This window comes from Acinetobacter sp. L-24, from assembly GCF_056857555.1.
On record NZ_JBSXNI010000042.1, the window covers coordinates 178,375 to 202,324 of the forward strand.

Consider the following 23,950-nt stretch of genomic DNA (forward strand, 5'->3'; position numbering starts at 1 on the left):
TTATAGCACAAATTCCTTACAGTTTGGTGAAAATATCTTCAGCGGCAAGACGTGATTTAGGCAGTTTGGCATTGAAGTCGTTTTCACTGCGATAGCCTAAAGTCAGCAATACAGAGGGGATCAAGCCCTGTTCTGCGAGTTGTAATTCTTCACTAATCATCTCTTCGTCAAATCCGCCAATCGGGGTGGCATCAACCCCTTCAATTCCGGCAGCCAAGAGCATTTGACCGAGTGCAATAAAGGTCTGGTTTTCAGCCCAACGCTGAATATCACCTTTTTCATTACGATAATAATGAATATAACCTGCACGGGTGTTTTTCTGACCTTCCTTGGCGGATTCATCTTTAAATCGGCCACTGAGATCATCGCGGTTCAATAAGTTTTCCAGATGCAACTCATTAATATCGGCTTTGGTGCAGAATAAAATGGTATGGGATGAATCCAGAACTTTGGGTGCATTGTAGGCATAAGTACCGACCAAGGCTTTGGCAATGCGCTGTTTGGCTGCCTCATGATCGGCAATAAAAAAATGCCAAGGCTGAATATTGATTGAAGAGGGTGCCAGACGCAAAATTTCTAATAAGCGTTCAAACTGTTCTGCCGGGATTTTCTTGCTAGGATCATAGGCTTTAGTGGTATAGCGGGTCTGTGTGATCTTGAGTAAATCCATCAATGGACTCCAATCTTTTTAAATAAACAGCGAGTAGAAGTTTTAAATATATACATTTTTCACATCCCCTGATTATTACAATAAAAAAGCATCAGGCAAAGCCTGTTTTGAGATGATCTTGAGCTGGATTCAAGCAAAACTTAGAGTTAAATCAGATTAAAATCCAGTTTTTGTCTATTGGCACTTTTAAGCGAGAAGCGTTTAATAAGAGGCATCGCCAGCAACATGCAAATAGGTTAGCGGATGCAAGTGACCAATTACTTTAAACACAAACTGAAAACCCAGCAGCAAATCGGCTTATGGATTGGATTGGCAGATGCCTATGGAACCGAGATTGCGGCAAATGCAGGTTATGACTGGCTGCTGATTGATGGTGAGCATGCACCCAGTGATTTGAGAACGACTTTGTCGCAACTGCAAAGTATTGCTGCTTATCCCTCGCAAGCAGTGGTACGACCACCCATTGGTAGCGTACAACTGATCAAGCAACTCCTTGATATCGGTGCACAAACGCTGTTGATTCCGATGGTAGAAACCGTGGAACAGGCCGAACTCATGGTCAGGGCAGTCCGTTATCCGCCTGAAGGAATTCGTGGCGTTGGTGCTGCACTGGCACGTGCCACCCGCTGGAACAGCATTCCAAATTATTATCAGACGGCACATGAAGAAATCTGTTTATTAATCCAGATTGAATCGGTCACAGGACTTGAAAATCTGGATGCTATTCTTCAGATCGACGGGATTGATGGCGTGTTTATTGGCGCCGTTGATCTATCTGCCACTATGGGTTATCAAGGTGATCCGAATCATCCTGAAGTACAAAAAGCTGTAATTGATGCAATCCAGCGGATTCGTTCTGCAGGCAAAGCTGCAGGAATTCTGTCAACCCAGCATGAAGTGACGCAAAAATATATCGAACTTGGCACTGAGTTTGTAGCAGTGGGCGTAGATACCAGTGTTTTGATGAATTCCTTGCGTGATCTATTGGGGAAATATAAAAAGGATATCAATGTGATTAATCCGACTAGCGGTTATTAATCAACAAGAGATTCTGAATGAATAGCTTGCTTAGATTTTTAGTTTATTTTTAACCGGAAATTCTTTAGATGAGCTATTCATTCAGCCATAAGAAAATCATAATGAACCTTCAAGATGCAGAACAATTTTTACAAGAACAGCAGAACATCTTAGAGAACCAACGTCAGCAAAAAACTAGACGAGTGCAACAAGCCTTTTTTATGATTCACGTACTGTTTGTAGCGTTAAATGCTATTCTCTTGATCCTAAATTATCAAAAGACGGGAGAGTGGAACTTGCTGTACCTCGGGCTGAGTTTCATGTCTCTAATATTGATTTTAAGGTATTTAAAGACAGGTTTTGTTTATCAACGGAAATGAAGTAACGTTAAAATGAATTTTAGATCATAAAAATCAAAAGCCTAATAATTAACAAAGCATGAAAAAAGTTCTTAAAAATCCCATTCTATTGTCATTACAATGTAATTTTGCTTTTGCTGGATAAATAGCTTACACTGGTTGCACTTCAAGCAAGTACTGTTCTTGCTTCTATTATTATTTTAAGCTGATTGTGATGTACTTTTTAGTTCAAGTATTTGAACTCAAATAAGATCTACTAACCATAGAACTATTATGTAAACTAGGTTGTTATTAATCTCTCTCCATATAGTCACAAAAAGCTCATATCGTGTGAGTAAATATTTTGATCAAAATCAATGAATGGCATATTGCCACTGCCGCTGATGGCAATGAAATTAACGTGAAACTGGTTCCATTAAAGCGCAAGCAAAATACAATGGACGGTTTTATCTGGGTTGAGGTCGGTAAAATGATTCAATTGCCAACGGGTGAGGAATTTCAGTTCAATCTCGATGGTAAAAGTTTCTATACTGGGGTAAACCAGCTTTATCGTCTGTGTTAAGCAGATCAATATCGTAAAAAGTGGCTGATTAATATCGCCACTTTTTTAGTTTCAGGGTATCAAAACTTTGATCTTCCTGAATTTCCAGAATCTCTGCACTGTCTTCTTTCCAGTCGCCTAGTACAATTCTTCTTTTCTGGGCTAACTGATGAATGGCTGCGCGATGCGTATGACCATGGATCAGTACATCTACATCCTGTAATGCCAGCTCAACTGCATGTGGGTTGACGTCCATCACTTCATAGCTTTTAAACTGTTGTGCCTGATGGCTTTGTTGACGAAAGCGGTTGGCTAGTCTGGTTCGAAATGAGAGAGGGGTTTTTCTTAAGAAGCCAAGTAGCCAGGGATGACGAATAATCTTTTTAAAACGCTGATAGGAGACGTCATCGGTACATAGGGCATCGCCATGTTCCAGGCGAAAATGTGTTCCGGCAATGATTAGCTGATCGATTTCGGGAAGAAGCTGCCCGCCAAATCGAGCTAAAAATTTACTTCCTAAGACAAAATCCCGGTTGCCGGCCTGAAAATAGACTTGATTCCCAGCCTGAGTAAACTGTTTTAATGCAGTGACAATCTCGTCCAGCCACGGAGACTTATAATCATCACCAATCCAGGCATTGAACCAGTCACCCAAAATATACAGTTGGGTATTTTGATCTTGATACTCAGTTAATAAATCTAAAAACCCCCGAACAAGTCGAGGGTGATCAGGTGACAAATGTAAATCTGAGATAAACAGATAGATCACGAATCTTTTCCTTTTATTCCTCTCTAGATCCCTCATTCATATGAGGGATTTTCCATTACACCGTTTTAAAGCATCGCTTTAAAACTCATAAAGAACGGAGAGGACGTTTTTTATTCAGAAATGATTTTTGCAGATTCGATTACTACATTTTCTAGAGGAACGTCAGCGTGGTAGCCACGGTTGCCAGTACGTACGTTTTTGATTTCGTTCACAACGTCCATACCTTCAACGACTTTACCAAATACGGCATAACCCCAACCTTGAGCAGTTTTGCCAGAGTGGTTAAGGAATGAGTTGTTTTTCACGTTAATGAAGAACTGAGCAGAAGCAGAGTGCGGTGCTTGAGTACGCGCCATTGCAATCGTACCTTCGTCATTGGTCAAGCCGTTGTCTGCTTCGTTTTCGATCGCATCACGTGTTGCTTTTTCTTTGAAGTTTTCATCCATGCCGCCGCCTTGGATCATGAAACCATCAATAACACGGTGGAAAATTACGCCGTCATAAAAACCGTCACGTACGTATTCTAAAAAGTTAGCTACGGTTTTAGGTGCTTTTTCAGCATTGAGTTCTAGAACAATACGACCTTTATTGGTGTTTAATTCGACTTGAGGAAAACTCATTGTGTAATCTCCTGATCATGGACGAGTGCCATGGTTTTTTCTGAATGAGTGAAGCATAAGCAAACTACAATCGACAAGGCAAGTAAAAACATTATTTTCTTTGTTAAAAGCATAAAAATAATACCTTATTTATACGTTGATTTATCAAGGCATTTCAAATACTGCCAGACAGGGCGTTATATTCCCGACAGGCACGAATTGAATCATTTTCTGATTCCGTAAAGCGTTGATATTTTAGTTTTGGGCAGCTTACTGTATTTTCACTTTTTAAAATGAGTGAATTGAAATCAAATACCGTAGTTAGCGGTTGAGAGATTAATCACCTATAGTTAAACTAAGGAACTTTGATAATGAATATACGTACAGCTTGTACGATGAAATATTCGTTAATCCCTTTTTAACTTTAGAAGTGAATGATTGATCATGAAGCCAAATGATGTTGTGACATCTCTGCCCGAGAACCCGACCCAAAAGAACAATGCAGTCGATTCAGTGCAGCAGCAAGAACAACAACCAGGCTTGGACTTTGTACGTCAGGTCATTACCGATGATTTAGCCGCTGGTCGCGTTCAACAGGTGGTGACGCGTTTTCCGCCTGAGCCGAATGGCTATTTACATATTGGCCATGTGAAAGCAATTTGCTTGAACTTCGGAATTGCTGAAGAATTTAAAGGTGTGTGTAACCTGCGTTTTGATGATACCAATCCGGATGCCGAAGAACAGGAATATGTGGATGGTATTGCCAATGACGTGAAATGGCTGGGTTTCCAGTGGGAAGGTGAGCCGCGTTATGCATCAAGCTATTTCGATCGACTTTATACCTGGGCAGTTCAGCTGATTGAGCAGGGCGATGCCTATGTGGATTTGCAAAGCCCTGAAGAGATCCGTTTAAACCGTGGTAATTTCGTTGAGCCAGGTAAAAACTCGCCACAACGCGATGCAACGGTTGCAGAAAACCTGGAGCGTTTTGAGAAAATGCGCAGCGGTGAATATGCAGAAGGTCAGGCTGTATTACGTGCCAAGATCGATATGACGTCACCGAACGTGCATATGCGTGATCCGATTTTGTACCGTATCCTGCATTCAGCGCATCATCAGACTGGCGATAAATGGAAAATTTATCCAATGTATGACTATGCGCATCCACTTTCTGATGCGATTGAAGGCATTACGCATTCACTGTGTACTTTGGAATTCCAGGATCACCGTCCGTTCTATGACTGGGTGGTGGCAAAAGTTAAATCACCATCCGTGCCACGTCAGTATGAATCGAGCCGTTTGAATGTGGACTATACCATCACCTCAAAACGCAAATTGCGTAAGCTGGTTGAAGGTGGTCATGTAAATGGTTGGGATGATCCACGTATGCCAACTGTAGTGGGTATGCGTCGTCGTGGTTTCACACCTGAAGGTCTACGTGATTTCTGTCAACGTGTCGGTGTGTCGAAGGTTGATGGCAGTATCGTCGATGTAGCCATGCTGGAATACTGTATTCGCCAGTCTCTGGAAAATACCGCAGCTCGTGGTATGGCAGTGTTAAATCCATTAAAAGTGACTTTAACCAACTTGCCAGCCGATATGGACCTGACCCATTCACGTCATCCGAATGTCGATATGGGCGAGCGCGTTATTCCATTGACGACTGAGCTGTATATTGACCGTAAAGACTTTGAAGAAGAGCCACCAAAAGGCTTTAAACGTTTGATTCCAGGTGGTGAAGTCCGTTTACGTCATGCCTATGTGATCAAATGCGACGAAGTCATTAAAGATGAAAATGGCGAAGTGGTTGAGCTGAAATGTTCGATTGATCCTGAAACTTTGGGTAAAAATCCTGAAGGTCGTAAGGTCAAAGGTGTGATTCACTGGGTATCTGCGACAAAAGGCGTTCCTGCAGAAGTGCGTATTTACGACCGTCTGTTTACGGAGTCTGATCCAGAAGTGGGTGATGACTTCTTGGCAAACCTGAACCCTGAATCATTGAAGGTGGTTCAGGCCGTGATTGAGCCTGCATTAGCGCAAGCTCAGCCGGAGGATCGTTTCCAGTTTGAGCGTGAAGGTTATTTCGTGGCAGATCAATATGATCATTCCAGCGAAAAACCGGTATTTAACCGTATTCTGGATCTTAAGGACAGCTTTAAACCAGGCAAATAAGCTGGTTTAAGTCAGAATGTAAAAAGCCCAACTCTGGTTGGGCTTTTTCAATACAGCAGGGAAAATTGCATGATTGTGCGTGATAAGAATAATAGTTTGGGGTTACTGTTTGCCTGGCAGGGAACGATTCTGCCCAAGGTGCTGCCCGCATTAATCTTGGTGGTTTTTATTTCCGCTTTGCTGGTGTATTTGAGTCAGGCGCATTTCGTGAGCCTTCCTGCTGTCCCGGCAATTGGCTTTACCATCTTTGGTGTCATTCTCTCGATTTTTTTAAGTTTTAGAAATACAGCCTGCTATGATCGCTGGTGGGAAGGTCGTAAGCTTTGGGGTGCGTTGATTGCAACCACGCGTCATTTATGCCGCGACAGCCATGTGCTAGATAATCAAACCCGTGAAATGTTGCTGTATCGCATGATGCTGTTTACCCATTTGTTACGTGACCGGTTGAGACAGCAAACGCCCAGTATTCAGGATTATCAGGCGACTACCGGTTTTGAACCTAAATCATTTGAGCAATTGTCCATGCAAATCAATCCTTCACAATGGGTGCTGGAACAGATGCAAAAAGAGCTGGTGCAGCAATATAAGCAGGGTAAGATCAGCGATATTATTTATAACAACCTGAATCAGCACACTGTGGCTTTGGGAGATATTCAGGCTGGTTGTGACCGGATTTTGTCAACGCCATTGCCATTTTCTTATTCGGTGCTGTTGCATCGTGCGGTTTATTCTTTTTGCTTTATCCTGCCTTTCAGTTTGCAGGCGAATTTGGGACTGTGGACACCAATTTTAGTGGGATTGATTGGTTATATGCTACTCGGGCTGGACGAGCTCAGTGCGGAGCTGGAAGAACCCTTTGGCCTACAGGACAACGATCTGCCGCTAGATTCAATTGTACGACTAGTAGAGCGGGAAACTCTAAGCTCTTTAGGTAAAGCACTACCTGAGGCGATTCAAGCCAGAAAAGGCTATTTAACCTGATTCCTTATCTGAATCTTCAAAATGTAAACACGAACTTAAAATTTCTTGCTCACAAAAAATCATCGGCAGGCTGAGCTTTAAATTAACGATGTTTAAGATTGGTCAGGTCTGACACTTTAGTTTTAGCCTGATCTTGCAATTCACGGTATTGTTGCAAACGCAGATTGGCTTTATCTCTGAGCTTCTTCTTGATGTACAGCGCCAATGCGAAACTGGTGGTGGTCAGGGTCAGGAACATGCTGTTCATAAAACTCATCATCGAGCTGATATAACCAATCGTGGTCAGACGATTCATCATATAAATCACTTGCGGGCTGCTTTCTACGCCGGTAATGGCCCAGGTACACAAATGTTCGCAATTATTAATAATCAAATGATAGTTATTTTCATGCATTCTGGATCGCATGCGGCGCACCACTTTACGACCTTTATATTTTGCTGAGTCATAATGCTGCATATGAATCGGTTTGCCATGACTGAATTTTTCAATCGAGGTGATTTCAATGGGGCGTTTCTTGAATAAATGCGCAAAGCCGGAATAATGAATGACACGACCACGTCCGGCGTAAATCCCATGATGGGTATAACCGAAATGTTTAACCATAAGGTGTGCGCCTATGGGAAACCGTTTAGTCTGTTGCATATCAGAATTAAGCCATTTAAAAAGCATTGTCGTTTAATAGGAAGTGTACTGTGTTTTGCTAAATTAATCGATGCCTTGCCTGAGTTTCAGATCAGAATTGAAGAGTTATTAAGCCAAATTTAAAGGGATTTAAAGAAAGCAGAATTTAGAACATATTCTTCTGATAAAGGTTTTAAATAGCCTAAGCAAGCCTTAACATTTCTTCAAATCAAAGGGGATCAAATGAGTTGTTTAGAGTTTTCCTGCCTGATCCCTGAAGCTTTTAAAGTTGAAGTTAATAAACTATGCTGAAATAGAGAAGACCAAACCCTTAAACTAAACTTTCAAGCATAAAAAAGCACCTGACTACGCAAGTGCTTTCTTTATACGGCTGTAACCTTGGCCGATTACTGCAATGGCAAGTGCTGAAGTTCATTCAGTTCTTTGCGGCTATAGCCGCGAGATACAAGAACCTTTTTAATTCCGATGATGATTTCTTCATCAGTAGCTTTAGAAAGTGCTTCAAGAAGCTGTTCATTTGTCTTGCAAGAGCAATCATTTTCAACACAAGCAATTTGATTCTTGTGTTCATTGTGTTGTTCATTAGAAAACAACTTTTGCCAAAAACTCATAGAGCCTTCATACAACAACCTAACATAGAGTGAAATATAGCCAATTAAATAAATAAAGCAATAGGACCTATGTGATAAAAGCAGCAGTCAGGCTAGAAAATTTCCGATTGAAGCCTAAAGGTCTAACGATATTTCTTGCTGTACAAGTCAATATTTATTATTAAATACATGATTTATAGTATAAAAAATGGAGCTTCAAAAAGCTCCATTTTTGTAACAATATAATAAATTGAAACAAATTCTTTATACTTTTTCCAACAATACACCCGTTTCAACATGATGTGTATACGGGAACTGGTCAAACATGGCGAACTTGCTGATTCTATGCGTTTGAGACAACTGTTTCAGATTGTCATATAAGGTATCTGGATTACAAGAAATGTAAATAATACGCTGGAAACGCTGTAACAGTTTCAGCGTTTCATCATCAATACCAGCACGCGGTGGATCGACAAATACCGTATCAAAATCATAAGTCGAAATGTCAATTTGTGCTTCCTGCAAACGACGGAAAACACGTTCGCCATTATAGGCTTGAGTGAATTCTTCGGCAGACAGACGCGCAACCTGAATATTTTCAATCTGGTTCTGCTCAATATTCCACTCAGCTGCATAAACTGAAGATTTGGCTAATTCAGTGGCCAAAACACGGCGGAATTTGGTCGAAAGCGGCAGGGTAAAGTTCCCATTGCCACAGTAGAGTTCCAGCAAATCTTTATCTGATTGTTCCGCTGCATCACATGCCCATTCCAGCATTTTTTGACAAACTTGTGCATTGGGCTGGGTGAAGCTGCTTTCGATCTGCTTATATTTATAGTGACGATCAAAAACAGACAGTTCTTCCACCACATATTCATCAGTCAGGACGAATTTCTGGCCACGGCTTCGGCCAATCAGTTTAATATTCAGTTTTTCCGCCAGTGCTTTTGCTGCAGGTTCCCAGCTTTCATCCAGCTTGCGGTGATAAATCAGGGATACCAGAACCTGACCACTTAACGTCGCCAGAAAATGGACTTCAAATAAACGATGACCCAGATTGGCATCTGCCTTGAATGCTGCCAGTAGTTGCGGCATCAAGTTATTAATACTGCGGTCTGCAATTGGAAACTCATCAATACGAATCACTTTTTTATTGTTGTTTTCGTCACGTTCGAACATGGCATAAAACAGATCATCTTCAGTATGCCAGATCCGGAATTCAGCACGCATGCGGAAATATTTTTCAGGAGACTGGAATACTTCTAAAGCAGGTGGTTGATATTCGGCAAACTGAGCGCTGATGCGTTCAATTTTGGCTTCAAGTTGTTGCTGATAAGATGAAGTCATATGCAGTAAGAAATCGCAAATATTTTAAAGCGCAAATGGTAGCAAAAAATTGCCGATCTGCCTAAGCCTATTGTAGTCAAGCCGCTTTAAAAGCTGCATAAAAAAGACCAAACCTTCTGAGGAGAGAGGTTTGGCCATAAAGAGGAAAGATTTAAGCTAAAAATGCTGAGATGATTGGACTGATTTAGAGATTATCCATCGTCATCAAGCTGGCATTGCCGCCTGCCGCCGCCGTATTGATACTGATCGCGCGTTCAATCACAAATCGCTCGACCGGAATATCATAGTTGCCCGAACTTAAATGGGTGATACCAATAATTGGACCTTGGCGTGTTGCAATGCGTTTCTGCAAGTCAATCAGTTCAGTAGTGTCACCATGATGCAGGACGGCCTCAAATACACCTGTTTCAATATCCCGGACCACTTTAAATTGCTTGCTAACCGCGGCTGGCATGGTTGGTAAATATTTCAGAATAAAAGTATTGTTTGCCAGTACCGCAGGACGACTGCCAACCGATAAAATCGCCAGAATTTGCTGAATCTGGTCTTGATCCCTATGTGCTAACGAGAGAACGCTTTCACGTGGCAAGATCATGTATTGATTTTCCTCGCCAGTTGGGCCTTGCAGGCTAAAGCTTTGACCAGTCGCAATTTGCATAGGCGCTTTTAAAGATAAAGTTGGGAAAGTTTTAGCTACCCAGGCTTTAAACTCCTGAACAAGTTTATGTTCAACAAGTGCTGGCTCAGCTTGAGCTGCATAAGGCTGAGCCAGTTTTTTCTCGGATACTTGATGCATTAAACGATAGATATACAACGGGCCACCCGCTTTCGGGCCGGTGCCGGACAGACCTTCACCACCAAAAGGCTGGACGCCCACGACCGCACCAACGATATTGCGGTTGATATACAGGTTGCCGACTTCCGCTCGTGCAATCACGGTTTGCATGGTTTCATCAATACGCGTGTGCAAGCCCATGGTCAGGCAATAACCCTTGCTGTTGATCTGATCTAACAACTGTTCCAGTTCGCCATATTTATAGCTGATCAGATGCAGTACCGGGCCAAACACTTCACGTTCCAGATCATCCAGATTTGGCAGTTCAATCAGGGTTGGTGCAATGAATGTTCCTGGAGTTAATTCAGTCTGGTCCTGATTAAACATCAACTGATGAACTGTATGACCTTTGCTGCGCATCTGCTCAATATGCTTTTGGATATTTTGCTGGGCTTCTGCATCAATCACTGGACCAATATCGGTTTTCAGCAAGACCGGATTGCCAACGCGCAACTGTTGCATGGCACCTTTGAGCATGTTGCGAACAGCCTCCAGATTATCCTCTTGCACACAAAGGACACGCAGGGCAGAACAGCGCTGACCGGCACTGTCATAGGCAGAGCTCACAACATCCAACACCACCTGTTCAGTCAATGCAGATGAATCCACAATCATGGCATTTTGACCACCAGTTTCAGCAATCAGGGTGACGCTTTCTCCAAACTGGTTTATTCGTTCTGCCACGGTTTTTTGTAGAATTTGGGCGACCTCGGTGGAACCGGTAAACATGATGCCCTGAATACGTGGATCTGCACTGAGCTGTGCACCAATGGTTTCACCACGGCCCGGCAATAGCTGTAACACATCCTGCGGAATGCCGGCTTCCCATAAAATCTGTACGGCTTGTGCTGCAATGAGCGGTGTTTGTTCAGCCGGTTTGGCAATCACGGTATTGCCAGCGACCAGCGCTGCTGAAATCTGACCGGTAAAAATCGCCAGCGGGAAGTTCCATGGACTGATACATAGTACAGTACCTAAAGGCTGGATCTGTACATTGTCACTGAGATCCAAAACTTGAGCTGCATAGTAACGCAAGAAATCTACCGCCTCACGTACTTCGGCAATCGCATTGGCATAGGTTTTACCTGCTTCGCGAGAAAGAAGAACCATGAGCGGAAGCAAACGCTGTTCCATCAGTTCTGCGGCTTTATTCAGGCAGGCAGCACGCTCATTTTTTGGCAGATTGGCCCAGAAACTTTGTGCATTAACTGCTTGAGTGAGTGCAATTTCGGCCTGTTCAGAAGTTGCTTCATAGACTGTGCCGACCACATCCTGATGGTGTGCTGGATTGATCACTGGAACTGCATGGGGCGTATCCACGCTGCTAAATGCCGTTCCCATAGCAGCTGACTGAAATTGCGTATTTGCCAGACTGGATGCGACTTCATTTAAAATACTGAGTTCAGCATCATTGGCCAAATCGAGTCCTGAAGAGTTCAATCGTGCATCGGTATAAAGATCTTGCGGATAGGGAATCTGGGGATGCTTGGCACCCATCACGCCTTCTTGTTTTGATGCCTTTAAAATGGTTTGCTGTGGATTTTCAATCAAATCTTCAATTTTCAAGGTTTTGTCAGCAATACGATTGACGAAGGAGGTATTGGCACCATTTTCCAGTAAGCGGCGCACCAGATAAGCCAGCAAGGTTTCATGATTGCCGACGGGCGCATAGATCCGGCATGGTACACCGAGTTTATTTTTCGATGGATCGCCCACGACATTTTCATACAGTGGTTCGCCCATGCCATGCAGACATTGGAACTCATATTGGCCGGCATAATACTGCTCAGGTTGTGCCAGCTGATAGATCGTCGCTACCGTTTGTGCATTGTGAGTGGCAAATTGTGGGTAGATATAATCCGGTTCAGCCAACAGCTTACGCGCACAAGCAATATAAGACAGATCCGTATGCACCTTACGAGTAAATACCGGGTAATCCGACATTCCATCAATTTGGGCTTTCTTGATTTCGCTGTCCCAATATGCGCCTTTGACCAGACGAATCATCAAGCGTTTCTGGCTGCGCTTCGCCAGATCAATGATGTAATCCACCACATAGAAGCAGCGTTTTTGATAGGCTTGAATCACAAAGCCAATGCCTTTCCAGTCCTGCAGTTGCGGTTCAAAACACAGGCGTTCTAACAGTTCCAATGAAATCTCAAGGCGATCGCTTTCTTCAGCATCGATATTTAAACCAATATTGTACTGCTTGGCCAAGACTGCGAGTTTAAGTACTTTTGCATAGAGCTCATCATGCACGCGATCCATTTGCGAACGCTGATAACGGGGGTGCAGCGCAGAGAGTTTGATAGAAATGCCAGGCCCGTCATAAACATCCTTATCCTGCGAAGATTGACCAATGGCATGAATGGCTTGCTGATAATCCTGATAATAACGTTCAGCATCCGGATCGGTCAGTGCAGCTTCACCCAGCATGTCATAGGAATAGCGAAAGCCTTTTTCTTCCAGCGGCTCCGCATTTTTCAGGGCTTCATCAATGGTTTCACCCGTAACAAACTGCTCGCCCATCATGCGCATGGCAACATCGACGGCCTTACGGATAATCCCGCGACCACTGCGTGCCAAAAGGCCAGTTAATAAACTAGACAGGCTTTTTTGCTGTGGGGTTTCCATCAGCTTGCCGGTCAGCATCAGTCCCCAGGCTGCTGCATTCACAAACATCAATTGGCTCTGGCCCAAATGTTCTTTCCAGTTACCTTGATTGATTTTGTCACGGATCAGCAAGTCACGTGTGGCTTTGTCCGGAATCCGCAGTAAGGCTTCTGCCAGACACATCAGGGCAATGCCTTCCTGAGAAGATAAAGAAAATTCCTGCAATAAGCCTTGGACAATACCGGCTTTCCCAGTGGAACTTTTGCGTTCACGTAAGGAATGTGCGAGATCAAAGGCAAGCGCCTGAATCTTGTCACTCATCTCGGAAGAAATTTCACTATGGGCCAATAACTCTTCGACGCATTCAGTTTCTGCACGACGCCATACCGTATTAATACGTTCTTCGTATTGGTTTTTGTGTTTAAATTCAGCAATATAATTTGAGTGCTGGGCTGAATCTAAAATTGAATCTGGGCGGAGAGTGGTTGGCATAGTGACTTCCTGTACTGCGTCAATCAGTTCTTTGAGGTGAATGAGTTTTAATCTATAATCACAGAATATTTGACGAATATCTCACTATAGTTTTCGATTTTTTTAGAGAATAATTCTAATGCCAAGTCCTTATTTGAACCTTGACCGTATAGATATTCGTATATTGGGTTTATTGCAATCCGATGCCAAGCTATCCAATATCAAACTGGCTGAACTGGTCAATTTATCGCCTACAGCAGCCTTGGCGCGTGTACAAAAGCTGACCCGGGAAGGTTTTATTGTGGGCTATGAAGCGCGCCTCAATCCAGTCATGTTGAATAATGGTTTTGTGGTCTTTGTTGAAATTTTATTGGATAAAACCACGCCGAATGTTTTAGATGAATTTTCCCATGCTGTGCGGCAGATTCCTGAAATTATCGAGTGTCATATGATCAGTGGCGGGTTTGATTTCGTGGTAAAAATCCGCTGTGCCAATATGGATGAGTTCCGGAAAATCTCTGGTCAGATCTTGTGGCAATTGCCCGGAATTAAAGAAACGCGCAGTTATCCGGTGATGGAAGTGATTAAAGAAAGTCAGCAGATCCATCTGAAAATGCCGGGAAAAGCCAAGTAATTTTCAAGAACTTCATTTGTGAATCTAAGAAACATAAAAGGGACGATTAAGTCCCTTTTATGTGCAAGAAAAAAGGTGATTATTTTTTCATTTCTGCCATTTCTTTTTGATACTCGGCTTTAGCCATTTCAAAGCGTTTGACCACATCAGCACTCGGTGCTTTATCCAGCAGGCTGACGATGATAATGCTGAGGGTGGCCAGAATAAAGCCTGGAATGATCTCATACAGACCGGTATCACCCATATAATTTTTCCAGACAATTACAGTCATGGCACCAACCACCATACCCACAATTGCGCCGTTGAGGGTCATTCGTTTCCAGAATAGCGACAAGATAATCAGCGGGCCAAATGCAGCACCAAAGCCCGCCCAGGCATAAGCCACCAGACCCAAAACCTTACTGTTCGGATTAATCGCCAGTGAAATGGCAATTAGGGCAATCACCAAGACCATGCCGCGACCGACCCAGATCAGTTCTTTTTGTGAAGCATTTTTACGCAGGAAACTCTTATATAAATCTTCGGTCAGGGTGGTTGAGCAGACCAGAAGCTGACAGCTCAAGGTGCTCATGATTGCTGCCAGAATCGCAGCCAGAATGATTCCGGCAATCCAAGGATTAAACAGAATTTTGGTCAACTCCATAAATACCGTTTCAGGGTTTTGATTGACCACCGAGGCCAATGCGGGATTGACACTGAAGTAGGCAATACCGATATAACCGGCAGCCACTGCACCGCCTAGGCATAGAATCATCCAGGTCATGCCAATACGGCGCGCAGCAGGAATGGTTTTGACCGAATCTGCTGCCATAAAACGCACCAGAATATGCGGCTGACCAAAATAACCCAAGCCCCAGGCCAGACTGGAAATAATCGCAACGGTGCTTAAACCTTCAAGCATACTGGAGGCATGTGGGCGAGCCGATTCAAGGATGACACTCACTTGCTGGCTGTTGTCGCCCAGGGCCAAGAAGGTAATGATCGGAGTCAGCAATAAGGCAAAAATCATCAAACCGGCCTGAAATGTATCGGTCCAGCTGATCGCCAAAAAGCCACCAATACAAACATAGAGAATCGTCGCCATCGCACCAATCACAAGCGCTGTGGTGTAATCCCAGCCAAACAGGCTTTCAAACAGACGTGCACCCGCGACCATGCCCGAAGCACAATAAATAGCAAAGAACACCAGAATCACCAGGGCAGACAAGACCCGTAAAATGCGTTTACGGTCGGAAAAACGGCTGGTGAAATAATCCGGCAAGGTCAGGGCATTGTTCTGATATTCAGTATGGGCACGCAGTCGACCTGCCACCAGTAACCAGTTCAGCCATGCACCGATAATCAAACCGATTGCAATCCAGGCTTCTGACAGGCCAGACAGGTAAATGGCTCCCGGAAGACCCATCAACAGCCAGCCACTCATATCCGATGCGCCCGCTGAAAGTGCAGTGACCACACTGCCCAGACTCCGTCCACCTAGAATATATTCGTCAAAATTGGAGGTGGCACGATAAGCATATAAACCGATTGCAATCATGGCGATAATATAAAACATGAAGGTAATCAGGGTGGGGTTTAAATAAGTCATAGGCAGGTCATCCTGTAAATATGGAAATCATCGTCCAAGATGATTTTTTGTACTGAGATCGCAAGGAGGTGATTCAAGCATGGTTTAAAAATTACACTCTGTAACAATTACACAGCTTTTATGTATACCTATTGTAAATAGAGTAGTAATTCACTGAAATTGAATTAGGAATAACTTAAGCGGATAAAAGGCAATACGACGTCGAATTCAGGGGAAAAGTGGAAATTTTGAATAAATAATGAAAATATTTGAATTTTAGCTAACTGCTTACACAATCTTACAAAACTCACAGCTTTAGCGTATTGGTAATAAATCGTAGCAAATCTAGGTTAAAGTCTTCCTATTAGGCCTGTATTTGTTTGCTCATATTAATGTCACACCAAATACGGTGCATCGCCAAGAGTATTTTTTAGTGGACAATATGCTTCAAATCGAACCGACCCGCATTGAACGTGATTTATTGGGGGAAAAACAAATCCCGTTGCATAGCTATTATGGGATTCATACCTTACGTGCCATCGAAAATTTTAAGATTTCCGGATTGGCGGTGGGGCAACAAACGCATTTTATTCGTGCTTTGGCTCAAGTGAAAAAAGCTTCGGCACAGGCCAATCTGCATTTCCAGAAACTGTCCGAGCAGACCAGTACTGCCATTCAGAAAGCTTGTGATGAATTGATTCAGCATCCGGAAGCGTGGCAAGCGGCATTTCCACTCGATCCTTATCAGGGCGGTGCCGGAACCTCCATCAATATGAATGCCAATGAGGTGATTGCCAATATTGCACTTGAAATGTCGGGCCATCAGAAAGGTGATTATCACATTCTGCATCCGAATGATCATGTGAATACTTCGCAATCGACCAATGATGTCTATCCAACGGCTTTGCGTCTGGCGACCTATAGCAGTCTGGATGAATTGTTGAGCGTGCTTAAAGCATTGATTGACTGTATCGATCATAAAGCTGCCGAATTTGAATATGTCATCAAGATGGGACGTACCCAGTTACAAGATGCCGTGCCGATGACTATGGAACAGGAGTTCCGGGCATTTGCCACCTTATTAAAAGAAGACCTGAAGCTGATTGGACAGATGCGACAGTTATTGCTGGAAGTCAATTTAGGCGCCACCGCCATTGGGACCGGGGTGAATACACCGCCGAGCTATGCCAAGCGGGTGGTGGAAATCTTGGCGCACCTGACAAGTTTGCCTTTAAAAGGTGCAGCAGATTATGTCGAGGCGACCAGCGATTGTGGCGTCTTTATTATTTTGTCGAGCAGTTTAAAACGTCTGGCAGTGAAACTGTCCAAAATCTGTAATGACTTGCGCTTGCTCAGCTCGGGGCCACGTACCGGGCTGGCTGAAATCCGTTTGCCTGAGTTACAGGCAGGTTCTTCGATCATGCCGGCAAAAATCAATCCGGTGATTCCCGAAGTTGTGAATCAGATTGCCTTTCGGGTGATTGGTAACGACTTAACCATTACTATGGCTGCGGAAGCCGGGCAGCTACAATTGAATGTCATGGAACCTGTGATTGCCGTGGCGATGAATGAATCAATTCAGTTATTGACCCAAGGTATGCAAACCCTAAATCAGAAATGTATTACTGGTATTCAGGCCAATGAACAGATTTGTTTAAGTTCCGTCATGCGCAGTGTCGGGATTGTGACCTTGCTTGAACCGATTCTGGGACATGCCAAGTGCGATGAAATCGGCAAACAATGTATGCGCGAAAATAAAACTGTGCCGCAAGTGGTGTTGGAGCTGGGCTTATTAAGTGCAACGCAATTAGAAGAAATCTTTGCGTTTGAAAATTTGGTGTCTGAAATTCCTTCAGCAGAGAATCAGCTCGAACAGGTTTCTTAACAGAACCGGAGCTGTTAAATCATCTGAAACAGCGAATCGCTGCTATTTTGATAATTTGCCTCAAGTTCAGGATGTGGATTTGAGGCATTTTCATCTAGACTAGAGCAAGAACTATATTTGGCTAGGTAAATGGCAATGTTTGATAAAATCAGTGCATTATTTAAAAGTAATAAACCGACTGCTGCACAGCTATATCTAGAAGAGCAGAATATCCAGTATGTAGAAGGGACTGGTTATATCGTCGATGATATTCAACTCAATCAGGAGTGGGGTGCACGATTAGAGTATTTGTCGAATCGGCGTTTAAAACAGTTTGATGATTTAAAAGCGTTATATGATACCGCGATGCTGATCAATGAAAAAATTGATCTGGAAATTGCCCATCAGCGTTTTAATGCGACTTTAGGCAATACTGAAGAGAATCTGCTGCAATTTAAAATGATCCTTAAGAAGTTAAATGATTATTATCGTAACTTTCTGCGCGATCAAAAATAAGCTGCAAAAGTGGCTTAAAATCGAAGTATATGGATGTGGCAAGACTGCATAAAAATAACAAAATATCCTGAGATCATCGTGCTAGTATAAGCCTCAGGTTATTTAGACTTTAAAGCTATATCCATGTTCCAACAAGAAATTTCCCAACTCAATTTACCACAGCTCAAAGCAGGCGAGAAACGCTGGTTAGGCAATCTGCAAGGTTCCTCAACTGCATTATTGCTTAAAGAAATCGTGCAGCAGCAATCGCGTTTATTTATCGTGATTGCACGTAATAATCAGCATTTGGGTCAACTGGAAAGTGAACTGGAATTTTATGGGGTTAAACCCACGATTTTTCCAGATTGGGAAATCTTGCCTTATGACCGTCTCTCCCCCCATCAGGATATTGTCTCGGAACGTCTGGCAATCTTATCCAATATGCCAAAAACTGGCGTACTGTTGCTGTCCGCCTCAACTTTGGCACAACGTGTGGCGCCGACCTCATGGATTCTGGGTGAGCATTTCGATATTCATGTCGGTCAGAAATTTGATCTGGAACAACAAAAGAAAAAGCTGATTCAGACCGGTTATCATCTGGTCGATACCGTCTATGATCCAGGTGAATTCGCGGTACGCGGCAGTATCATGGATATCTACGCATCGGGACAGGAAGCACCGATTCGGATTGACCTGTTTGATGATGAAATTGAAAGCCTGAAATTTTTCGATGCCGAAACTCAGCGCACCACGCAAAGTTTGCAGCAGTTTACCGTATTGCCGGCACAGGAATTTCCGCTCAAGGAAGGTCGTGCCACTTTCCGTGACCGCTATGCCGAATTTTTCCCGACCGCGAATCCAAAGAAAAACCCGATCTATCAGGATGTGATGGATGGCATAGTCTCGCCGGGAATCGAGTTTTATTTGCCCTTGTTTTTCAGCGCGGAAGCCATGCAAGGCCAAAGTTCACTGATTTCGTACCTACCAAAGAATGGCATTGTCATTACAGATAAGGCTCTGGACGAAAGTCTCAGCCAGTTTTGGCAAGATGTGGTGCGCCGTTATGAAGATCGTCGCCACAATGTCGACCAACCGATCATGCCGCCTGAAAGCCTGTTTTTTCAGACCAATCAGGTGCTGGAGCAGCTGAACCAGTTTGCACGCATCATTGCCGCACAAACGCCTTTTGACCAAAAAGCTGGAGTATTGAATCTTGATACCCAGTTGCCACCACGTTTGCCCGTAGATCCGAAACGTGAAAAACCGTTTCATGAAGTTAAAAAATATATTGATCAGGCCAATCATCCGGTACTGCTGGTGGCTGAAAGTGCTGGACGCCGGGAAAGTCTTAAAGACGCCTTAAGGCCAAGTCTGGGTGATATTCCAACAGTTGAAAATTTTGATAGTTTTATTCAATCTCTGTATGCAATTGCCATTACCAATGCGCCTTTAGAGCGTGGTCTGGTATTGACTGATCGCATCAGCGTAATTTCTGAAAATCAGCTGTATGAACATCGGGTAGTACAGCGCCGTAGAAAACGTCAGCAGGAAGTTTCGGAAGAGTTTCTGATTCGCAGCTTGACCGAGCTGACCATGGGCGCACCTGTGGTGCATATCGACTACGGCGTTGGACGTTATGCTGGTCTGGTCACCTTAAGTATTGATGATCAGGATCACGAATTTTTGCAGCTGGATTATGCGGATGCCGCCAAAGTGTATGTGCCGGTGACCAATCTGCATTTAATCAGCCGGTATAGTGGTGGTGATCCGGATCTGGCACCGTTACATAAGCTCGGTACAGATGCTTGGAATAAAGCCAAACGTAAAGCACTGGAACAGATTCACGATGTCGCGGCCGAATTGCTGCATATTCAGGCACGGCGTTCTTCTAAGCCTGGAATCAGTTTTGAAGTCGATCAAAGCCTGTATATGCAATTTGCCAGTGGCTTTGCCTATGAAGAAACACTGGATCAGGCCAATGCGATTGAAGCGACGTTGCATGACATGCAGCAGGCCAAGCCGATGGATCGACTGGTGTGTGGTGATGTGGGTTTCGGTAAGACAGAAGTCGCAATGCGTGCCGCATTTGTTGCAGTACAGAATAACCGGCAGGTGGCGATTCTGGTACCGACCACTTTGCTGGCACAGCAGCATTATGATTCATTCAAAGACCGCTTCGCCGATTGGCCAGTCCGGATTGAAGTGCTGTCACGTTTCGGCTCTTCCAAAGCACATACCAAGACCATTGACGACCTGATTGAAGGTAAAGTCGATATTGTGATTGGTACACATAAGATTTTGCAGGAAAATGTTCAGTTTAAGAATCTTGGCTTGATGATTGTCGATGAAGAGCATCGTTTCGGGGTGCGCGACAAGGAACGAATCAAGGCCATGCGTGCCGATGTCGACATGCTGACACTGACTGCAACTCCAATTCCACGGACACTGAATATGGCCTTTAGTGGCATGCGTGATCTGTCGATTATCGCCACACCGCCGGCACGCCGTCTTGCGGTGAAAACCTTTGTGCAGGAACATACCGATGACACCATTAAAGAAGCGATTCTGCGTGAATTGCTGCGCGGTGGTCAGGTTTATTTTCTGCATAATGAAGTTGATACAATCGATCGTGCCGCCGAGCATATCCGTAAACTGGTGCCGGAAGCGCGGGTGATTGTGGCCCACGGACAGATGCGTGAACGTGAACTGGAGCAGGTGATGCAGCAGTTCTATCACAAGGAATACAATGTTCTGGTATGTTCGACCATTATTGAAACCGGGATTGATGTTCCGAATGCCAATACCATTCTGATTGAACGTGCTGACAAGCTGGGCCTGGCACAATTACATCAGCTACGCGGACGTGTAGGACGCTCACACCATCAGGCTTATGCCTACTTAATGGTGCCGTCTTTAAAAGCCTTAAAAGGTGATGCAGAAAAACGTCTGGATGCCATTCAGCGTGCTTCGACCTTGGGTGCCGGTTTTATGCTGGCAACCGAAGATCTGGAAATTCGCGGCGCAGGTGAGTTACTAGGTGAGCAGCAGAGTGGTTCGATGCAGGCCATTGGTTATAGCCTGTATATGGAAATGCTGGAAAAAGCCACCAAAGCCATTCAAAAAGGCAAAACGCCAAACTTCGATGCACCATTGTCATTGACTGCCGAAATTACCCTGCATATGCCAGCGTTGATTCCAGATGAATATCTGGGTGATGTCCATCAACGTCTGTTGTTCTATAAACGCATCAGTAATACTGATACCCAGGAAAAACTGGACAATATCCGGATGGAATTGATCGATCGTTTTGGTATACCGCCGCAACCGGTCAAACAGCTCTTTTCTGTACATCAGATTCGATTGAAAGCCGAACAGCTTGGTATTACTAAAATTGATATCAGCAGTCAGGGCGGGCATATTGAATTTGCGCCGGATACTCCAGTTCAGGCCATGACGATTATCCAGATGATGCAGAAAAGTCCGACCTATTTCCGGATGGATGGCGGTCAACGTCTGAAAGTGATGGTGATGCTGGAAGACTATCAAAAGCGGATTCAGTTTATACAGGATTTACTGGACAGTCTGCTTAAAGAATTGCACTGATTTTATTCGATTAAATCAGCCTGAAAATTCAGTTTGGATTTCATTTTCCAATGAAGTTTGCAGGAACAACAGGCTTGATTTTTTTAATGAATTGTTTACAGTAATTGTTGTGATGTGCTTCGCAACAAATCATGAGAATTTGTCTTTAAACACATTGCTTTCAATATTCAGCTTCAGTTGGATATGTTAGTATTAGCCATCATTCTAATTTTGCATCATTTATAAAGATATGTTTAGTTTGCATCCACAACTTGCTCAAGATACGTTTTTTGTAGGCGACTTTCCTTTGTCAACATGTCGTTTGATGAATGATATGCAATTTCCCTGGCTCATTCTGATTCCACGTGTGCCGGGTGTCTCTGAATTATATGAATTGAGTCAAGCTGACCAAGAGCAGTTTTTAAGAGAGTCAAGCTGGTTATCAAGCCAGCTGGCACGTGTTTTCCGTGCAGATAAAATGAATGTAGCAGCGCTGGGTAATATGGTGCCGCAATTGCATTTTCATCATGTAGTTCGTTATCAGAACGACGTTGCATGGCCGAAGCCTGTTTGGGGTACACCTGCTGTTCCTTATAGCAGTGAAGTATTGGCACATATGCGTCAAACCTTAATGCTGGCTTTACGTGGTCAGGGCGACATGCCATTTGACTGGCGCATGGACTAATCAGTCAAGGCATTCCGAGAACCATGAACAGTTGCGGACTTCAGGGAGTGAGTGAGTGCAATTAGACGACTGGATTCAAAAAGAACCCCATCAGTTTGAGTATTTCCATCGCATGATGGGATACATCATGCTGTCTGTGGTTCTGGTCGTCTTTCATTACACTGAACCAGATACCCAGTATCAGCTTTTTGTTCCATTTTTTTTGTTTCTGGTTTTGCTAATTACACCGAAACTATCTCGCTGGCTGATCTATCGTCATGATTATCACATCCGGCGTAATATTCTTTTCCTGATTGATGTCATTGTCATTTCGGTGGTTTTGGCGGCCGTGCATCTGGACTTGGTCTTGTCCTTGCTGGGTTTGGTCGCAGTGCTCTATACCGCGATCAGCAATAAAATTTCATTTATGATGGCATCTCTAGCCAGCCTGATCGGGATTACGCTTTTTTATCTGGCCAATATTCTGGTCTTTGGGTTTAATAATTATTTCGAACCGACCAGCAGTGAGTTGACCGTTTTAGGCTTTATCTGTCTGATTACCTATTTTGGTGTCGGAAGTTTTTATCAAAGTGGTCGTGTGCAATACATGACCCAGAAAAAAGACCATTATTTCGAACAGATGAACCGTTATATGGAATTTGCCAATCAGCTGAGTCGCTATGCGCCCGTGCAGTTGTGGCAATCCATTATGAAAGGTGAATCTGAAGCCAAAATTGAATATAAACGTAAAAAGTTGACGATCTTTTTCTCTGATATTCAAGGTTTTACCGAGCTATCTGAAACCCTGATTCCAGACGATTTAGCTTTCCTGCTGAATGACTATCTGCGGCACATGACTGAAATCGCCAAAAATTATGAAGCGACTGTCGATAAATTCATGGGTGATGCGATCCTGATTTTCTTTGGTGATCCGAACTCTGAAGGTGTGGAACAGGATGCCAAGAACTGCATGGAAATGGCATTGGCGATGCGTCAGCAAATGAAATTGCTGCGGGAACGCTGGATTAAAATGGGTTATCCGCCATTGCATATCCGTATGGGGATTTCGACCGGTTATTGCCATGTAGGGAATTATGGGGCAACGCATCGTATGGCCTATACCATTGTAGGGCGTGATGCCAACCTGGCAGCGCGTTTGCAAAGTGCAGCGGAAGTTGATGAAATCCTGATTTCGGAAGATACTCATAATTTGATCAAAGATGATTATCTTTGCGCACCGAAAAAGCCGATTTTCCTGAAAGGCATTAAAGCACCTGTAAGAACTTGGCAGGTCATGGAAAAATACGCGTCTCAGAAAGTTGAGTATCAGCGCTGGTTCGATTATGAATATAAGGGCTTTCATTTATTACTGAATCTGGATGAAGTGCAAAACTTTGAATATCCCGAGCTGATTCATGTGCTGGAAAAAATGATTAAACGTATTGAAACTCAGCAGAAAATGACCAATTCGCAAGGCATTGTCAAGCTGAAGCTGGAAGATGAAGTGATTGAACATATTTAGAATTGATCTAAATTA

18 protein-coding genes are annotated in these 23,950 nt (G+C 43.6%); 10 read left to right on the top strand and 8 right to left on the bottom strand.

The features are described 5' to 3' along the window. Window positions 1-16: 16 nt before the first annotated feature. Window positions 17-670, bottom strand: a complete 654-nt coding sequence (nfsB, locus tag AC13CK_RS09500) for an oxygen-insensitive NAD(P)H nitroreductase (RefSeq protein WP_219309527.1) — start codon at window positions 668-670, stop codon at window positions 17-19. 243 nt (window positions 671-913) lie between these two features. Here nfsB and hpaI point away from each other — a divergent pair, with 243 nt between their 5' ends. Together hpaI and AC13CK_RS09510 are read left to right on the top strand one after the other, a co-directional pair. Continuing rightward, on the top strand, window positions 914-1,708 hold the full coding sequence (gene hpaI / locus AC13CK_RS09505; protein WP_004279848.1) for a 4-hydroxy-2-oxoheptanedioate aldolase: 795 nt from the start codon (window positions 914-916) through the stop codon (window positions 1,706-1,708). Window positions 1,709-2,389: 681 nt separating this feature from the next. Continuing rightward, complete coding sequence (locus AC13CK_RS09510; RefSeq protein ID WP_004279847.1) at window positions 2,390-2,608, top strand: hypothetical protein; 219 nt, start codon at window positions 2,390-2,392, stop codon at window positions 2,606-2,608. 28 nt (window positions 2,609-2,636) lie between these two features. On the opposite strand, the gene AC13CK_RS09515 is transcribed toward AC13CK_RS09510, so the two are convergent. Together AC13CK_RS09515 and AC13CK_RS09520 are read right to left on the bottom strand one after the other, a co-directional pair. Further along, window positions 2,637-3,356: a UDP-2,3-diacylglucosamine diphosphatase gene (locus AC13CK_RS09515; protein WP_425878262.1), complete on the bottom strand. Its 720-nt coding sequence runs from the start codon at window positions 3,354-3,356 to the stop codon at window positions 2,637-2,639. A gap of 110 nt (window positions 3,357-3,466) precedes the next feature. After that, on the bottom strand, window positions 3,467-3,976 hold the full coding sequence (locus AC13CK_RS09520; RefSeq protein WP_004279844.1) for a peptidylprolyl isomerase: 510 nt from the start codon (window positions 3,974-3,976) through the stop codon (window positions 3,467-3,469). 423 nt (window positions 3,977-4,399) lie between these two features. On the opposite strand from AC13CK_RS09520, the gene AC13CK_RS09525 reads away from it, so the two are divergent. Together AC13CK_RS09525 and AC13CK_RS09530 are read left to right on the top strand one after the other, a co-directional pair. Continuing rightward, the gene (locus AC13CK_RS09525) at window positions 4,400-6,127 is read left to right on the top strand and encodes a glutamine--tRNA ligase/YqeY domain fusion protein (protein WP_425878264.1); all 1,728 of its coding nucleotides are present in this window, start codon (window positions 4,400-4,402) and stop codon (window positions 6,125-6,127) included. Window positions 6,128-6,196: 69 nt separating this feature from the next. After that, complete coding sequence (locus AC13CK_RS09530; protein ID WP_425878266.1) at window positions 6,197-7,108, top strand: bestrophin family protein; 912 nt, start codon at window positions 6,197-6,199, stop codon at window positions 7,106-7,108. 82 nt (window positions 7,109-7,190) lie between these two features. Here the strand turns inward: AC13CK_RS09530 and AC13CK_RS09535 are convergent, their stop codons facing one another. From AC13CK_RS09535 to putA, 4 genes are all read right to left on the bottom strand, one after another. Further along, window positions 7,191-7,751 carry a lecithin retinol acyltransferase family protein gene (locus AC13CK_RS09535; RefSeq protein WP_026055785.1) on the bottom strand — a complete coding sequence of 187 codons (561 nt, stop codon included), beginning with the start codon at window positions 7,749-7,751 and terminating at the stop codon, window positions 7,191-7,193. Window positions 7,752-8,137: 386 nt separating this feature from the next. Beyond that, a complete protein-coding gene (locus AC13CK_RS09540; RefSeq protein WP_034436106.1) occupies window positions 8,138-8,362 on the bottom strand; it encodes a hypothetical protein in 225 nt (74 codons plus the stop codon). A gap of 243 nt (window positions 8,363-8,605) precedes the next feature. Then, window positions 8,606-9,688, bottom strand: a complete 1,083-nt coding sequence (gene trmA, locus AC13CK_RS09545; protein WP_311203456.1) for a tRNA (uridine(54)-C5)-methyltransferase TrmA — start codon at window positions 9,686-9,688, stop codon at window positions 8,606-8,608. A 184-nt stretch (window positions 9,689-9,872) separates the two neighbouring features. After that, window positions 9,873-13,628 carry a trifunctional transcriptional regulator/proline dehydrogenase/L-glutamate gamma-semialdehyde dehydrogenase gene (putA, locus tag AC13CK_RS09550; RefSeq protein ID WP_425878271.1) on the bottom strand — a complete coding sequence of 1,252 codons (3,756 nt, stop codon included), beginning with the start codon at window positions 13,626-13,628 and terminating at the stop codon, window positions 9,873-9,875. Window positions 13,629-13,746: 118 nt separating this feature from the next. Between putA and AC13CK_RS09555 the strand changes: the two genes are divergently transcribed. Continuing rightward, window positions 13,747-14,241, top strand: a complete 495-nt coding sequence (locus AC13CK_RS09555; protein WP_004279833.1) for an Lrp/AsnC ligand binding domain-containing protein — start codon at window positions 13,747-13,749, stop codon at window positions 14,239-14,241. 79 nt (window positions 14,242-14,320) lie between these two features. Here the strand turns inward: AC13CK_RS09555 and putP are convergent, their stop codons facing one another. After that, window positions 14,321-15,829, bottom strand: coding sequence for a sodium/proline symporter PutP (gene putP, locus AC13CK_RS09560; protein WP_479733382.1), 1,509 nt, complete (start codon window positions 15,827-15,829; stop codon window positions 14,321-14,323). Window positions 15,830-16,250: 421 nt separating this feature from the next. On the opposite strand from putP, the gene AC13CK_RS09565 reads away from it, so the two are divergent. The 5 genes from AC13CK_RS09565 (at window position 16,251) to AC13CK_RS09585 (ending at window position 23,935) form a co-directional block, all read left to right on the top strand. Next, window positions 16,251-17,693, top strand: a complete 1,443-nt coding sequence (locus AC13CK_RS09565; RefSeq protein ID WP_213687710.1) for an aspartate ammonia-lyase — start codon at window positions 16,251-16,253, stop codon at window positions 17,691-17,693. Window positions 17,694-17,822: 129 nt separating this feature from the next. Continuing rightward, window positions 17,823-18,188 carry a hypothetical protein gene (locus AC13CK_RS09570; protein ID WP_191112447.1) on the top strand — a complete coding sequence of 122 codons (366 nt, stop codon included), beginning with the start codon at window positions 17,823-17,825 and terminating at the stop codon, window positions 18,186-18,188. Between the two features lie 123 nt (window positions 18,189-18,311). Beyond that, entirely contained in the window at window positions 18,312-21,770 is a 3,459-nt protein-coding gene (gene mfd, locus AC13CK_RS09575; RefSeq protein WP_482831130.1) for a transcription-repair coupling factor, read from the top strand. A 229-nt stretch (window positions 21,771-21,999) separates the two neighbouring features. Beyond that, window positions 22,000-22,434 carry an HIT domain-containing protein gene (locus AC13CK_RS09580; protein ID WP_004646760.1) on the top strand — a complete coding sequence of 145 codons (435 nt, stop codon included), beginning with the start codon at window positions 22,000-22,002 and terminating at the stop codon, window positions 22,432-22,434. A 55-nt stretch (window positions 22,435-22,489) separates the two neighbouring features. Next, entirely contained in the window at window positions 22,490-23,935 is a 1,446-nt protein-coding gene (locus AC13CK_RS09585) for an adenylate/guanylate cyclase domain-containing protein (RefSeq protein ID WP_180038714.1), read from the top strand. Window positions 23,936-23,950: the final 15 nt, after the last annotated feature.

What these genes read in the sequence shown, in the direction of transcription:
- putA (WP_425878271.1), bottom strand. Translation starts at nt 13,628, where the DNA reads ATGCCAACCACTCTCCGCCCAGATTCAATTTTAGATTCAGCCCAGCAC.
- hpaI (WP_004279848.1), top strand. Translation starts at nt 914, where the DNA reads ATGCAAGTGACCAATTACTTTAAACACAAACTGAAAACCCAGCAGCAA.
- nfsB (WP_219309527.1), bottom strand. Translation starts at nt 670, where the DNA reads ATGGATTTACTCAAGATCACACAGACCCGCTATACCACTAAAGCCTAT.
- AC13CK_RS09535 (WP_026055785.1), bottom strand. Translation starts at nt 7,751, where the DNA reads ATGCAACAGACTAAACGGTTTCCCATAGGCGCACACCTTATGGTTAAA.
- AC13CK_RS09525 (WP_425878264.1), top strand. Translation starts at nt 4,400, where the DNA reads ATGAAGCCAAATGATGTTGTGACATCTCTGCCCGAGAACCCGACCCAA.
- AC13CK_RS09520 (WP_004279844.1), bottom strand. Translation starts at nt 3,976, where the DNA reads ATGAGTTTTCCTCAAGTCGAATTAAACACCAATAAAGGTCGTATTGTT.
- AC13CK_RS09530 (WP_425878266.1), top strand. Translation starts at nt 6,197, where the DNA reads ATGATTGTGCGTGATAAGAATAATAGTTTGGGGTTACTGTTTGCCTGG.
- putP (WP_479733382.1), bottom strand. Translation starts at nt 15,829, where the DNA reads ATGACTTATTTAAACCCCACCCTGATTACCTTCATGTTTTATATTATC.
- mfd (WP_482831130.1), top strand. Translation starts at nt 18,312, where the DNA reads ATGTTCCAACAAGAAATTTCCCAACTCAATTTACCACAGCTCAAAGCA.
- AC13CK_RS09570 (WP_191112447.1), top strand. Translation starts at nt 17,823, where the DNA reads ATGGCAATGTTTGATAAAATCAGTGCATTATTTAAAAGTAATAAACCG.
- AC13CK_RS09555 (WP_004279833.1), top strand. Translation starts at nt 13,747, where the DNA reads ATGCCAAGTCCTTATTTGAACCTTGACCGTATAGATATTCGTATATTG.
- AC13CK_RS09565 (WP_213687710.1), top strand. Translation starts at nt 16,251, where the DNA reads ATGCTTCAAATCGAACCGACCCGCATTGAACGTGATTTATTGGGGGAA.
- AC13CK_RS09580 (WP_004646760.1), top strand. Translation starts at nt 22,000, where the DNA reads ATGTTTAGTTTGCATCCACAACTTGCTCAAGATACGTTTTTTGTAGGC.
- AC13CK_RS09540 (WP_034436106.1), bottom strand. Translation starts at nt 8,362, where the DNA reads ATGAGTTTTTGGCAAAAGTTGTTTTCTAATGAACAACACAATGAACAC.
- trmA (WP_311203456.1), bottom strand. Translation starts at nt 9,688, where the DNA reads ATGACTTCATCTTATCAGCAACAACTTGAAGCCAAAATTGAACGCATC.